The organism is Luminiphilus syltensis NOR5-1B, from assembly GCF_000158175.1.
GTDB classification, from domain to species: Bacteria; Pseudomonadota; Gammaproteobacteria; order Pseudomonadales; family Halieaceae; genus Luminiphilus; species Luminiphilus syltensis.
In genome coordinates, this window is record NZ_DS999411.1 from 2380902 (window position 1) to 2395080 (window position 14179).

Sequence of the window (14179 nt, forward strand, 5' to 3'; positions counted from 1 at the left end):
ATACCTTTGCGCGTTGATACCGTGCATTCACAGACGCCATACCCTAGACTTTCGGGCATGACAGATGAGGCGGCAAACAGGGGTATGGAGGGGCCAAGACCGCGGGTCCGCACGCCCTGTATCGGCGTGTGCTCGACGGGTATCGGCGACACCGTTTGTCGCGGCTGCAAGCGCTTTAGTCATGAAGTTATCGATTGGAACGCCTATTCCGAAGCCGAAAAGACGATTGTTGATCGCCGACTGGCCGCATTTCTCGCCACCTGCGTGGCGAACAAGTTCAGGATCCTGGATCGGTCGTTGCTGGAGTGGCAGTTGTCGGTCCAATTGGTGCGGCATAACCCCGACCACGACCCTTACTGCTGGTTATTTGCCCTGTTAAAAGCGGGCGCAAGCCAAATCGATGACCCCGAGGCCTTTGGCTTTGAAGTGCTTCCCGAGTGGCACTCGTGTTCGCTGGGCGAGCTTCGTGATCGCATCGATCATGAGTTCTGGCTGTTGTCGGTGGCTCACTATGAGCGCTATCTGGCTACGCCCGATCTGTTTCGCGATGCGGAGGGTGCGGCATGGGTGTAGATATCGCGCCCGTACTCGAATTTCTGCCCTGCCCTACGCCCAAGGCGTGGGTTGATACTGCGGTACAGCACCTTGATGTACTGCTGATCGATCATGCCAACTGTGAAAAAAAGGCCGCCGCGTCGGCGATGGCGCTACTCAATCGGCATACCGACCAGCCTGTGTTGTTGAACAAAATGTCCCGGCTGGCGCGGGAGGAGCTGCGTCATTTTGAGCAGGTCCTCAAGATTATGGCGCGTCGGCACATTGACTATGTCCCGCTAACGGCTGCGCGCTACGCGGCCTCGCTGCGACGCCTGGTCCGCGCGGAAGAACCCTCGCGTCTGGTCGATACGCTGCTGATTGGTGCATTGATCGAGGCGCGCTCCTGCGAGCGGTTTGCCGCATTGATTCCCGCGCTGGACGTGGAACTGGCCGACTTCTATGAGTCGCTTCTGAAATCCGAGGCGCGGCATTTCATGGATTATCTGTCGCTGGCAGAGGGGCTGACGACTAAGGAAGAGGTTGCTCAGCGGCTCGAAACACTGCGGGTATTGGAGCAGTCACTCATAGAGGGTGCAGACAACGAGTTTCGCTTTCACAGCGGAGTGCCCGCCACAACAGCAGCATTAACTGCCGATATCGAACTTCTCGAGGCTCAGGCCTGAGTCCCTCGCGCGCAGGCACCAACCGAGTTCCAGCCAGTCTCCAAGAACCCACCGATCGCCCCTATCCACGCGGTGGTGGGCCGGACGGTGGGTATGGCCGTGGATCAGTCGCGTAACGCCGGCGGTTTCCATGGCGGCGTTAACGGCACTGTGGGTTACGTCCATAATATCTTCGGCCTTATTGCTGCCAGCGTCACGGCTCATTGCACGGAGCGATTGTGCAAGCTGTCGCCGCTCCTCGAGTGGTTTTGCGAGTACCGGTTGTTGCCATTGTGGCTGGCGCGATTGGGCGCGGAACGCCTGATAGTCGATATCCTCGGTACACAGTGAATCACCATGCATTAGCAGTGTGGGTTCGCCGCCGATGTTGTGCACGGTGGGATCCTCAAGCAGCGTGGCACCGCAGCGCCCGGCGTAATACGGGCCCATCAGGAAATCGCGGTTGCCGACCATGAAAAACAGGGCCGGACCGTTATCGCTGTAGGCTTTGAATCGGTCGGCGACGCGTTCGGCGAGTGGTGTGTCGTCGTCATCGCCGATCCAGACTTCGAACAGGTCCCCGAGCACATACAGGGCGTTCGCTTTCTGCTCGCGATGCAAAAAATCGGTGAGGGCCTGTTCGACAGCGGGATGCTCCTCGCTGAGGTGCAGATCACTGATAAACAGGCATTCGCTCACCGTAGTCAGTCGTCAAGAACGGTAATGGACTCAATGATGACAGCTTCCACAGGCACGTCCTGATGACCCGCCTTATTGCCGGTTTTAACGTCGCGAATCTTGTCGAGTACCGCATCACCTTCGGTGACGGCACCAAACACGGCGTAGCCCCAGCCCTGCATGGTCTTGCCGGTGTGGTTGAGAAAATCATTGTTACCCACATTGATGAAGAACTGCGCTGTGGCGGAATGGGGATCGGTGGTTCGAGCCATTGCGATGGTACCCCGGTCGTTGGTGAGACCGTTGTCTGCTTCGTTCTCGATAGGTGCTTCGGCGGGTTTTTGCTGCATATCGCTGTCGAAGCCGCCGCCCTGGATCATGAAATTGTCGATGACCCGGTGGAAAATCGTGCCGTCGTAAAAGCCGCTGCGGACGTAATTGAGGAAGTTTTCAACGGTTTTGGGTGCTTTTTCGCCGTCGAGCGATAACGTCAGGTCGCCAAAGGTGGTTTTCATGAGAATTCGGGTTGTGGACATGAGATTGATCCCTGGGTTGCGTGAGGGGGCGATATTAACGCGTCTCAACGGCTACGAAAACGGGTTTCCTGCTTAACCCCGATGGTGTAGTGCCGTTATACTGCGCGCCACTCTTTTTCAGGCAGCCGCAATGGACACCCCGCGCAGTAATTTTCTGAAAACCCAGATACAGGCCGATCTCGATGCTGGCCGGTCCGACTGCGTGGTCACTCGTTTTCCGCCCGAGCCGAACGGTTTTCTCCATATTGGCCACGCCAAGTCGATTTCGGTGAACTTTGGGCTGGCGGCGGAGTTTGGTGGTCAATGCCATCTGCGGTTTGACGATACGAACCCCGAGAAAGAGAACCAGATCTTTATCGACGCGATTCAGGAGGACCTCCGCTGGCTCGGTTACGAGTGGCATGGTGAGGTGCGTTTTGCATCGAGCTATTTCGAGCAGCTCTACCAATGGGCACTGGTATTGATTGATGCCGGTAATGCTTATGTCTGTGATCTCGATGCGGAGGAAGCGAGGGCCTATCGGGGTACGCTTACCGAGCCGGGTAAAGACAGCCCTTATCGCGGGCGAACCACCGCGGAGAACCGTGATCTGTTTCAGCGCATGCGCGCCGGTGAATTTGCCGATGGCGCCTGTGTGTTGCGTGCAAAAATTGATATGGCATCGCCGAACATCAACCTGCGCGACCCCATACTCTACCGCGTTCGCCATGCGACTCATCATCAGACCGGCGATGACTGGCCGATCTATCCCACCTACGACTTTGCCCATGGGCAGGAGGATGCGATTGAGGGGATTACCCACTCGATCTGCACGCTCGAATTTGAGGACCACCGGCCGCTGTACGACTGGTTGATCGAGCATTTGCCCGTGCCCCATCGCCCGCGGCAAATCGAATTCGCCCGGCTGAATACGTCCTACACCGTCACCAGCAAACGTAAACTCAAGCTATTGGTGGATTCAGGCACTGTTGACGGTTGGGATGACCCGCGAATGCCCACCGTCGCCGGGATGCGACGACGCGGTTATCCACCGGCGGCGATCCGACACTTTTGTGAGGAAGTGGGGACATCGCGTTCCGATGGTATGGTCGATATGGCCATGCTTGAGCACGCCGTACGCGGGCACTTAAACGAAACTGCACCGCGGGCGTTTTGTGTATTGCGACCACTCAAGGTGGTGCTCACCAATGTCGACGAGACGTCGGTACTACGCATCGCCAACCACCCCTCGGATGAATCTCTGGGACACCGCGAGGTGCCCTTTGGCCCGGAACTCTGGATTGATTCTGACGACTTTCGGGAGTCGGCGAATAAAAAGTACAAGCGGCTGGTTATCGGCAAGCGGGTGCGGCTGCGCGGGGCCTATGTTATCGAGGCCGATCGTTGCGATACGGACAAGGCGGGAACCGTTACGACGGTCTATTGCCGCGTGATCGAAAATACCCTCGGTGAAGATCCCGGGGATGGCGTTAAACCCAAAGGGGTGATCCACTGGGTGGCGAGCCATGGCGCCGCGACGGCGGAGCTGAGACTCTATGATCGGCTGTTTAACGATGCCAACCCCGGTCGCGCCGAGGAGCTGTTGTCGGTAGTCAATACCGATTCTCTGGCGACGATTGTGGATGCCGTCATCGAGGAATCCCTGACAAACGCCGAGCCCGAGCAGGTATTTCAGTTTGAGCGTGAGGGCTATTTTGTCGCCGATCGACATGCCCACAGTAACGCGACGCCGGTGTTTAACCTGACCATTGGGTTGCGCGATACCTGGGGTGGCGGCAATGGCTGAACTGGCGCTTTACAACACGTTTTCGCGAAAAAAAGAGATTTTCACCCCGGCCGATCCTAACCGCGTGACTATGTACGTCTGCGGTCCCACGGTCTACAACCTCGCGCATATTGGCAATGCGCGGCCGGTGGTTGTGTTTGACACCCTGAACCGGGTGCTGCGGTCGCGCTACCCCAACGTGATTTATGCGCGCAACATCACCGATATCGACGACAAGATCATCGAGGCGGCGCGCTCGGCGGGTACCGACATCAAGGATGTCACCGACGAGTTTACGGCCAAGTACCGCGAGGATATGGGCAATCTCAATACCCTAATTCCCGACATTGAGCCCCATGCCACCGACAATATCGGACCGATGCTCGACTTAATGGAGCGACTGCTGGCCGGCGACCATGCCTATGTCGCCGAAGGTCACGTTTTATTCGCCGTTGACTCCATGGCTGAATACGGACAGCTGAGCGGACGATCCCTCGACGATATGCTTGCCGGCGCCCGCGTTGAAGTGGCGAGTTACAAGCGCCACCCCGGTGATTTTGTACTCTGGAAACCCTCGAGCGATGACGAGCCCGGCTGGGAGAGCCCCTGGGGTCGGGGACGTCCGGGTTGGCACCTCGAATGTTCGGCGATGATCAAAGCGCATCTGGGGGACACCATCGATATCCATGGCGGTGGTCGCGACCTGATATTTCCACACCATGAAAATGAACGTGCGCAGAGCTGCTGCGCCTATGGCGGTGAATTCGTACGCTACTGGATGCACAACGCATATCTCGACATGGACGGTGAGAAGATGTCCAAGTCATTGGGTAACGTCCGGACCGTGCGCGAGTTGCTGCAAAGCTATCGCGGTGAAGTCCTGCGTTTTGCGTTGCTGTCTGCCCATTACCGCTCGGAGCTGACGTTTTCGGAATCCTTACTCGATAACGCCAAGTCGGCGCTGGACAGCTTCTACAGCGCACTGCGCCAAGTAGCTGATACGGCGCCTGAAGCAGTTGAGGCGAGTGAAACAGCGGTGGCGCAGGCTTTGCTCGATGATCTCAATACGCCCCAGGCGATCGCTGAGCTACATGCTGTGAGCAAGCGGTTGAATAAGGCCGAAGAAGCTGCCATTCCCAGATTGAAGGGCGAATTACTGGCCGCAGGTAAGTTGTTGGGACTGCTACAGCACGACCCGGTCGACTGGCTGACCTCAGGCTTAAGCTCAGGATCGGGGGAGGGCCTCTCTGCCGACGAAATTGAGGGTCAAATTGCCGCGCGTGCCGCAGCAAAAGCCGACAAGGATTTCGCTGCCGCCGATGCCATACGTGACGCGCTGGCCAGTGCCGGCATTGTGCTCGAGGACAGTGCGGCGGGCACGACCTGGCGCCGACAGTAGGTCTAGTCTTTCAGAAGAGCCTTCTCCCCTGACGCTACCGTTTGTTGAATCAGCGTGTTGATCGTCATCGGTCCGACGCCGCCCGGAACGGGTGTGACCGCGGATGCGCGCGCAAGCAGGGGCCCGAGCTCAACGTCACCCACACCACCCGGATGATAGCCGGCATCGACGACCACGGCGCCATCTTTGACCCAGTCGGCCCTGATGAATTCAGGTCGACCAACAGCGCCAACCAGCACATCGGCACGGGCGATATGGGCTTCAAGATCGCGGGTTCGTGAATGGCAGATCGTCACGGTTGCGTTTTCCTGCAGCATCATCATGGCCATTGGCTTACCGAGAATGGGGCTTCTGCCCACCACCACGGCGTGTTGACCGCTGAGATCGATGTCGTAATGCGCGAGCAGGCGCATAATGCCTTGCGGGGTTGCACAGCCATAGGCGGGCTCGCCCATACTCATGCGACCGAAGCCCAGGCAGGTGACACCGTCGACATCTTTCTCCAGCGCAATCATGTCAAAAGCGGCGCGCTCGTCGATGTGCGAAGGCACCGGATGTTGCAACAAAATGCCGTGCACGTCGGGGTTGTGGTTGAGGCTGTCGATCTCACGCAGCAGGTCATTGGTTTTAATCGTGGCCGGGAGCTCGACCGCCATGGATTCCATGCCGACCCGGCGACAGGCATTGCCCTTCATCCGGACGTAAGTGGCCGATGCCGGGTCATCACCCACCAGTATCGTGGCGAGTATGGGCGTTTTGCCTGCAGACACCGATTTAAGTGTTTCCACGCGCTTGGCGAGGTCCCGCTCGGTGAGCTGGGCGACGTACTTGCCGTCGAGAGTCAACGCGGTCATTGGGGGTGCTCCATTCACAAACTTCGGGCAGGGGACGGCATTGTCACCGGAAGCACCGCTGCTGTCGACGGTGCCACCCGCAACGGGGTGGTTTTGTTGCTAAGCGGGGGCAAAAACAGTATGCTGCGCGCCGCGCGGAACAGGGTTTGGTGGTTCCGTTACGGGGTATAGCGCAGTCTGGTAGCGCGCCTGCTTTGGGAGCAGGATGTCGGGGGTTCGAATCCCTCTACCCCGACCACTTTTCAGGTTGGTGGGTGAGTTCTTTTCACCCGCTGACGCCTCCAGGGAGGCGGCGCTCGATGTGGCGCTCCGTAATGTTCAGTGGTGGCTGTAGCTCACCAGGTAGAGCACCGGATTGTGACTCCGGAGGTAGCGGGTTCAAGACCCGTCAGCCACCCCATCTTCAATCGCCCTCGACAGGATCGGGCGTACTCCAACGGCCGGAAGCCCTTGGCGTTGCGGCTGCGATTGAGCGCCCTCGAGAATGCCTGCCACGGGCATCCCTCTGCGCATTTATCATCGAGCGACTCGTGCTCTGGATCCGCAGCTCTTTCTGCGTTACTACTTGGTGTACTCGAGAATTGGAGCACAGGGGGGGAGGCGCACATACCGGGGTTTACTGAGGCCGGGCGGGCTATTTTCCGATGCCGGCGTACTGCGGCTGGGTTATACAGGCAATATTGCCTCCTCCCAGCAGGATCTCGCGGGCGTTTTTTATGCCGATGACCTCGTGGTCGGGAAATAAGACCTGCAGCATTGCCTTAGCTGGCTCATCGTGTGGGTCATCGAATTCGGGAACGACAACCACCGTATTGCCAATGTAGTAGTTGATATAAGAGGCGCAGATTTTGGTACCCGCTGTGCGCTCGTGGGCGCCGGTGCCGACGTCCAATCCAGCGGCTTCTTCGGGTGTCCACTCGAGTGCTGTTGGCTGGTGGATGGTGTGAATTTTCAGCCGGCGGCCGCGCGCATCAGTCGCATGACTGAGAATGTTGTAGGCCTCCTGATAAATTTCATACTGGGGGTCCTCAAGATCATCGGTCCATTGCAACAGGATTTCGCCTGGAGCGACCCAGCAGGCCAGATCGTCGATATGACCATCGGTTTCGTCGAACTTGCATCCACGGGGTAGCCATAGGATCTTCTCAACGCCCATGTACTCACGCAATTGCTCTTCTACCGCGGTCTTACCCAGATGACCATTTCGGTTTGGATTGAGTAAACACTGCTCCGTGGTGAGCAGAGTGCCCTCGCCATCGCATTGGATACCGCCCATTTCGGCAATGAGGCTGGACCGGTAGCGATCGAGATTTTCTATCTCGAGTATTTTTTGGGCGATCTGGTCGTCCTTGTCCCAGGGAAAGTAAAGTCCGTCATTCAGGCCACCATAAGCATTGAAGGTCCAGTCGGTACCACGAACCTCGCCTTTGTCGTTGACGAGAAACGCGCAGGCAGAGTCACGAAACCAGCTGTCGTTAGTGCTCATTTCAATGACGCGAATGTCCGTCGGAAGCCTATTCCTGGCATTGGCGTACTGGGCGGCGGATACGCATACCGTGACGGGTTCGCTGCGAGCAATGGCCGCACAAATCTCTACCCAGACGTGCTGCGCGTTCTTCCCGCCGTTACGCCAGACATCCGGCCGCTCAGGCCAGCCCAGCCAGCAGCCGGACTTGGGTTCGAATTCGCCGGGCATCCGAAACCCGTCTTGCAGCGGCGTGCTCTCGAGGGTGCGTGACATGTAGATTCCTGTGTTTGCCTATGTTGAACGTTGGATTCTTGCCAACCCTAGTGAGTCCGCAACTATTGCTAAATACAACAGGTGGAAATAGTTTTCACGTTTTACTGTTTTGTGTAAACGGTCCGTCCTTCCTTGATGGTTTCCAATACAACGATGTTCTTGATGTCTTCTTCCGGAACCTTGAGCGGGTTCTTATCAAGGATGACCAGGTCAGCCAGCTTGCCGGCTTCCAGGGTCCCTTTCGTGTCCTCTTCAAAGTGCTGGTAGGCTGACCAGCGGGTTATGGCCTGGAGCGCCTCATAGGCAGTGATTTTTTCGTTGGCTCCAATAACCCGACCGGATCGCGATTTACGTTCTACAGAGATTCCCATCATTCGCATCAGATTGGGTAAGGCAACCGGCGCATCGGTATGGATGGTAATCTTGACGCCTTTATCCAAAGCCGTGCGGGTAGGGCTTATTTTATTACCTAAACGCTCACCGATAATTTGCTTGTGCCAGTCACCCCAGTAATAGGTATGCAACGGGAACAGAGATACCATTAAATTTAAATCCTTCGCGTCGTCCAGTTGGTCTTCGCGCAGATATTGCCCATGAATAATCACATCGCGTCTTTGCGCATGGCTATAGTCTTTTTCCAGCGAACGCAGAGTCCTCAGTAGTTGGTCTGCCGCAGCATCTCCATTGGCGTGCGTTAATACCTGCCAATTATTTTTGTAGGCTTTCTCGTAGATCGCGCGCAAGGTCTCGTCGTTAGGAATGGCGGGATACCCTTTGTAATTCGCGTCTGCGCCATCAGGGGGTAGTAAATAGGGAATGGTCCTCCAGGCGGTCCTTCCCTGGGGCGATCCATCGAGCGTGACTTTCATGCCGCCGATTCGGTAGTGATTACTGTACTGTTTACTATTCCACTCGCTCGCCATGAGTTCATCAACAGCGGTGTAATCAACATAGCTGACAACATCGAGTTTGAGCTGTCCCGAATTTGCGGCATCGACCATTTGTTGGTGGGCAGATTCCATAGTCCTCCCGTCTTGAGCCGTGGTATAGCCATAGGACAAAGCCATAGTCTGACCGGCTTCAAAAAACCGGTCCGCAGCCTGTCTGCTGGCTGGAGCGATCGCCGTGATCAGATGGGGTATCGCCGCTAATTCTTCTAAGACACCATTGGGCTCGTTCCCGTTTTCTCGTCGTATAAGCCCCCCTTCAGGGTCTTGGGTATTGGTGTCGTAGCCCAGTTTCTCCAATCCCTTGGAATTGACCACAGCAAAATGACCTGAGATGTGAACGATCATTACCGGGAACTCCCTGGAGACTTTGTCCAGGTCGTGCTTGGTGGGAAAGCGCTTCTCCTCGAGCACAGAGTCATCGAAACCCATCCCGAAAATCCAGCCGGTTAAGGCCCTGTTCTCGGGGGTACTCCACTCCCTAAGAATGTTGATAAGCGTGGGGATATCGTTAGCGCCTGCGTCCGGCGGGGGTAGAATTTGAGCGCCGATGGCTTGCACACCAAAAGCGGAAAAATGCGCGTGACCATCAATTAGTCCGGGCAGCAGCGTTTTGCCACCCAAGTCGACTGTCTGGGCATTAGGAAATTTTTTTTCTGCTTCAGAGAGGTCGCCGGCAAAAGTAATTTTATCCGCATCAACAACGAGCGCTTCGACATAGGCAGGTTCTTCGCCCTGCATGGTAAGAATGTCACCACCGAAATACAGTTGCCTCGCAGGTGGTTCATTGGCCTGTTCTTGGGGTGGTGCGCGTTCCTGCTCGCACGCCGAAAATAAACCAACGCACGCGATACAAAAGAGGGTCGCTGCAGTTTTTAGACCGAATAGCTTCATATTGAGTGTCTCACACGATTTTTAAGGTCTTTTCGACGTCATGACTCGGTCAATAGGTTCGTCTTAGGATCAGATGTAGATTATCCACCGCATTTCTTGAAAAGGAAGTAGAAGTCTGGGGAAGGTCTAAAGTTAAGTCTGGCAATGTGACGCCACTCAGATTGGCTTGCGAGTTAGCGCCGATTGCTAGAAGGTGGCTCTGATTGAAGACTCGCCGCAGAAAGGAAGTCGCAATTGGGCATTATTGACTATCAAAGTCCCTTCAAGCTCTTGGTTTCGGTGAAGGGGCACCCTTATGAGCGTGACGCGTTCGCAGCCATGCTCGAGTCCTTTGAGGGCATTGCCCCGACTATTGTCGAGCAGCCGGCAACCGAGGTGCTGATTGCCACGGGTGCGGCCGCGGAGTGGGATGCGCTACTTTTTTACGATATGCCGGGTATTGACTTCAGCACCCAGCCTCCGGGTTTTATCGAACCCTGTGACCGCTTGCGCGGGGGTTTCGCTGGGTTGCTGGAGCGTGGCATGGGCATGGTGTTTCTGCACCACGCGCTCGCCGGCTGGCCACTGTGGCCCGAGTATGGCGAGGTTGTCGGCGGACGATTTTTTTACGCGCCGACAAATTGCCGAGGTAGACCGGTGCTCGATTCCGGTTATCGTCATGAGGTCACGCATACCGTGTTCGTGCTCGATAGAGGCCACCCGGTGACCCAGGGCGTTGAAGCCGAATTTACCGTGACCGACGAGCTCTATCTCGCCGAGGTCTTCGAAGACGACGTTACGCCGCTGTTGGCGAGTAGTTACGAATTCAGTCGCGATCATTTTTATTCCGCCCACCACGCGGTGAACGGACGCATGTTTTGCAATGACGACTGGGATCACGTGCCGGGCTCATCGCTGATTGGCTGGTGTCGGCAAGCGGGTAACAGTTCGGTTGTCTATTTACAGCCCGGTGATGGCCCCACCGCCTATCGCGATAGCAACTATGCAAGATTGGTTGAGAATGCAGTCCGGTGGGTGGCACCCAATTAACAGGCAGGCGGGCAGACAAACAGGGATTGGATATCTCCAACACCGATTCCTAGTCAGTGTGGAGCGGAATGTCATTTTAAGTGGTGCCGTTTATTCCCTGATCCAGCGTCAATGCCGGTAGTGGTAAGTAGAGATCTGAAACCGGGACGCCTTTAGGGGCGATGCTTTCGATAACGCTACACTTTCATCGAGGGTGAGTCTGGATAATAGATCTAGATAACTGAGATACCGACATCGCAATTTCAGTAAAATATTTGGTAACCTCGCTCGCGCCTTATTTTATTTCTGGATACCCTATGCAGATCACGTCCTATCGTCTGCTCAAGCCATTTTTAACACTTCGTTTTTTGGCGGTATTCACAATATTTTCAATGAGCGCCTGCAGCGGCATTGACGTCAACCCCGAGGCTACTGATACTTTTGTAGCAACAGGCTATACCACCTATGCCTGGCGCAGCGCGCCCCCCTCATCAGAGGTGTCGAGCAAGGACATACTTCCCCAGAAAAGCCCCTATATTCGTGCGGCTTTGGAAGAAAAAATGACCGAGTTGGGTTATCAGCGTATTGAAAAAGACGATGCCGAATTTCTCGTCGAGTATTTGGTGGCATCCGGGCACAACGATGGACAGCTGGTACACGGCGGCTCGAATGACCTGTTGTATGGTAGTTCCGCCAATCGAGAGATTGATGGCGCATCAGCCGACAATGCCTATGCGCTCAGCGGCATTGTTGAAACCGGAGATATCACGCTTCTGTTCTTTGATGCGATGACAAACGATGTGCTGTGGCAGGTTCAAATGAGCATCGTCGTCGAAAACGCCAATCGCATAGACGATGAGGAAGTGCGGAAAGCGATACACAAAGGGCTTTCATCGCTCCCTCAGGTGCTCTAAGTTCCGGCTGAGCTTTCAAAATCGAAGCCGTGCGGGTAACGTGCAAGCCGAAACCTCGCTGAGGCTCTAGTCATCTGAACGCATGGCTCCTCATCATCAACCGAGCGCTGAGAATGTCGGTTCAACCCGTGTTTGGATTCGTCCTAGTTTGAAAGGCCTTTGAGGTCAGGTGATAGGATTGATGCTTCCGTAGATTCGGTCTCCTGATTGTGCTTACTCCACGGGACCTGGTCGCCCATGTCGGCATGTTTCGGTGTCAGCCTAAGGGTCACGGCAACGTCGCGACCACGCCCAAACTCATCATAAGAGCCCAAAAAACCCGACTGTAGTGGTTAACTGATTTCAAACTCTTTTTCGATCGGTTTCTCACCTCAGCAATTAGCTCGTACACTGGGTGTTGAACATTTCCTAGAGGCTTTGGTTTTGCGCATGCGTAAATTTCCCTTTTGTAACATCTTGCTGTTCTGTGCCGCTTTTTCTCTGCTTGCCTGTGAGCCAGAGCAGGCTCGCGAGCAGTCATCAGGTCCGTCAGCGGATCAAACAGTGGCGGAGAACTCAGCGTCCCATGTTTTTGTGGGGGCCAGGATTTTCACTTCTGATGAGGGGGTGCCGCTTGCGTCCGCAATGGCGATCAATGGCGACCGTATTGTGTATGTCGGCGACGAAGAGGGCGTAGCGCCTTTCGTTGCTGACAGCACAGTCACTGTGGATCTCGCGGGGAAGTTGATTCTTCCCGGCCTGGTCGATGCCCATACCCATCCTGGGTATCTTGCAATCTATAACCGGCTGATTGATCTGCCAGAGGCTGCAAGCCGCGCGGATCAGATAGAGGATATAAAAACCTTGCTGGCGGAAAATGCCGATCAGGACATTGTCTATGCCATTGGTTGGGACAACCGCTTTTTCGGGACCGATGGCCCAAGCCGGAAGGAGCTGGATGCGTTGGAATCTGAGCGACCGGTGCTCATTTACGACATCACCATGCACAGTCTATGGGTCAATTCCCGAGCGCTGGAGGCATCCGGAATAGGTGAAGACCCGGTCGATCCCTTGCCCGATGTGGCTTATTACAAACGGGATGAGAAGGGTGAACTCACGGGTTACATCACCGAATCCGCGGCCACGTTGTTCATCAACCGCTTCTTCGATATGGGAGAGTCTGAAACCGCCATTTTGTCTGATTTCATTAATTACCTAAGCAGTCGGGGTGTCACCAGCTTGCTCGATGCGGGTAATTTTGGACTCGATGAAGAGGTGTATCGTGCCGTAAAGGGGCTGGATGAACGTGGTGCGCTGCCCCTGCGCTACCACGGCGCTTACACGGTATTTTTGCCCGGTCAGTCCGAGACGGCAGTGGAAGAGCTCAAGCGATTGGCCGCGTCCTACAATTCAGAAAACCTGAAAATTGACACCTTGAAAATTTTCCTCGATGGGGTGGTAGAAACCCGCACCGCTCATATGTTGCAAGACTACAACGATACACCCGGCAACAGGGGCGGAAGTCTGTTCGGCGTGGACACGCTGACAACGCTTGTTATCGAGGTGGATCAAGCCGGCTTTAATTTGCATGTGCACGCGTTGGGCGACCAGTCTTCACGAACAGTGCTCGATGCCGTCGAAGCCGCGCGAACGCAGCTGGGAAGACCCCTCGGCATCACTGTAGCCATCACTCATCTACAAGTGGTCGACGCAGCGGACTTTGCACGCTACGCCGAGTTGGATGTGATCGGCCAATTTACCCCGGCATGGCATTCCTACGATCAGCCCTATTACTCAGAGGCGCTCGGGGAGCGCGCCAAACACCCTTATCCTGTGGCTGAGCTTATAAGAGCTGGCGCCACCGTGAACTTCTCCAGCGATGTGTATTTCCCCAGCGAATGGGCCGATCATTCCGCCAGTCCGTTTACGGGCATTCAGGTGGGACATACCAGGAAAGGCAGAGAAGCTGGGCCCGATGACCCCGCAAGCGGCCCAAAGTACGAGCAATTGAGTCGTGAGACCATGGTGAAGGGGTACACCATGGGCGGCGTGATACAGCTGGGAACCGAATCTGATCTGGGGTCACTCACAGCCGGGAAAAAAGCCGATTTCATCATTCTAAATGAAGATCTGTTTTCTATGGATCCATCCAGGATCAGCGAAATTGTACCGACAGCTGTGGTGTTCGATGGCACGCTGGTGCAGGGAGAATGGCCGGATTTTGATGGCTAGATTGGCCACAACGCTTTAAGAGTGGTCCGCCCG

12 protein-coding genes and 2 tRNA genes are annotated in these 14179 nt (G+C 55.7%); 9 read left to right on the top strand and 5 right to left on the bottom strand.

Annotated features, from left to right (window positions below; translation table 11 throughout):
* The first annotated feature begins 57 nt into the window (after nucleotides 1-57).
* Together NOR51B_RS10720 and miaE are read left to right on the top strand one after the other, a co-directional pair.
* Complete coding sequence (locus tag NOR51B_RS10720; protein WP_230198453.1) at nucleotides 58-573, top strand: DUF1289 domain-containing protein; 516 nt, start codon at nucleotides 58-60, stop codon at nucleotides 571-573.
* Nucleotides 564-1220 carry a tRNA-(ms[2]io[6]A)-hydroxylase gene (miaE, locus tag NOR51B_RS10725; protein ID WP_050759466.1) on the top strand — a complete coding sequence of 219 codons (657 nt, stop codon included), beginning with the start codon at nucleotides 564-566 and terminating at the stop codon, nucleotides 1218-1220. Before NOR51B_RS10720 ends, miaE begins: the two co-directional genes overlap by 10 nt.
* On the opposite strand, the gene NOR51B_RS10730 is transcribed toward miaE, so the two are convergent.
* Nucleotides 1182-1898, bottom strand: coding sequence for a UDP-2,3-diacylglucosamine diphosphatase (locus NOR51B_RS10730; protein ID WP_009021625.1), 717 nt, complete (start codon nucleotides 1896-1898; stop codon nucleotides 1182-1184). The two genes, miaE and NOR51B_RS10730, sit on opposite strands and share 39 nt — an antisense overlap.
* 5 nt (nucleotides 1899-1903) lie before the next feature.
* Entirely contained in the window at nucleotides 1904-2413 is a 510-nt protein-coding gene (locus NOR51B_RS10735; RefSeq protein WP_040482032.1) for a peptidylprolyl isomerase, read from the bottom strand.
* A 130-nt stretch (nucleotides 2414-2543) separates the two neighbouring features.
* On the opposite strand from NOR51B_RS10735, the gene NOR51B_RS10740 reads away from it, so the two are divergent.
* Complete coding sequence (locus NOR51B_RS10740) at nucleotides 2544-4199, top strand: glutamine--tRNA ligase/YqeY domain fusion protein (RefSeq protein WP_009019391.1); 1656 nt, start codon at nucleotides 2544-2546, stop codon at nucleotides 4197-4199.
* Complete coding sequence (gene cysS, locus NOR51B_RS10745; protein ID WP_009019134.1) at nucleotides 4192-5577, top strand: cysteine--tRNA ligase; 1386 nt, start codon at nucleotides 4192-4194, stop codon at nucleotides 5575-5577. The genes NOR51B_RS10740 and cysS overlap by 8 nt, the downstream gene beginning before the upstream one ends.
* Before the next feature lie 2 nt (nucleotides 5578-5579).
* Here the strand turns inward: cysS and folD are convergent, their stop codons facing one another.
* Nucleotides 5580-6431: a bifunctional methylenetetrahydrofolate dehydrogenase/methenyltetrahydrofolate cyclohydrolase FolD gene (gene folD / locus NOR51B_RS10750; protein ID WP_009021716.1), complete on the bottom strand. Its 852-nt coding sequence runs from the start codon at nucleotides 6429-6431 to the stop codon at nucleotides 5580-5582.
* A 161-nt stretch (nucleotides 6432-6592) separates the two neighbouring features.
* Between folD and NOR51B_RS10755 the strand changes: the two genes are divergently transcribed.
* A tRNA-Pro gene (locus tag NOR51B_RS10755) sits at nucleotides 6593-6669 on the top strand.
* Nucleotides 6670-6755: 86 nt separating this feature from the next.
* Nucleotides 6756-6831: transfer RNA gene (locus tag NOR51B_RS10760), tRNA-His, on the top strand.
* 234 nt (nucleotides 6832-7065) lie between these two features.
* Here the strand turns inward: NOR51B_RS10760 and aguA are convergent.
* Both aguA and NOR51B_RS10770 read right to left on the bottom strand, forming a co-directional pair.
* Nucleotides 7066-8172 carry an agmatine deiminase gene (gene aguA / locus NOR51B_RS10765; protein ID WP_009019361.1) on the bottom strand — a complete coding sequence of 369 codons (1107 nt, stop codon included), beginning with the start codon at nucleotides 8170-8172 and terminating at the stop codon, nucleotides 7066-7068.
* A gap of 101 nt (nucleotides 8173-8273) precedes the next feature.
* Nucleotides 8274-10013 (bottom strand): amidohydrolase, encoded by a 1740-nt coding sequence (locus NOR51B_RS10770; RefSeq protein WP_009019128.1) that lies wholly within the window; start codon nucleotides 10011-10013, stop codon nucleotides 8274-8276.
* A gap of 234 nt (nucleotides 10014-10247) precedes the next feature.
* Here NOR51B_RS10770 and NOR51B_RS10775 point away from each other — a divergent pair, with 234 nt between their 5' ends.
* From NOR51B_RS10775 to NOR51B_RS10785, 3 genes are all read left to right on the top strand, one after another.
* On the top strand, nucleotides 10248-11042 hold the full coding sequence (locus NOR51B_RS10775; RefSeq protein WP_009020453.1) for a ThuA domain-containing protein: 795 nt from the start codon (nucleotides 10248-10250) through the stop codon (nucleotides 11040-11042).
* 296 nt (nucleotides 11043-11338) lie between these two features.
* The gene (locus tag NOR51B_RS10780) at nucleotides 11339-11935 is read left to right on the top strand and encodes a DUF4136 domain-containing protein (protein ID WP_009018941.1); all 597 of its coding nucleotides are present in this window, start codon (nucleotides 11339-11341) and stop codon (nucleotides 11933-11935) included.
* Between the two features lie 429 nt (nucleotides 11936-12364).
* A complete protein-coding gene (locus NOR51B_RS10785) occupies nucleotides 12365-14146 on the top strand; it encodes an amidohydrolase (RefSeq protein WP_009018877.1) in 1782 nt (593 codons plus the stop codon).
* Nucleotides 14147-14179 lie beyond the last annotated feature (33 nt).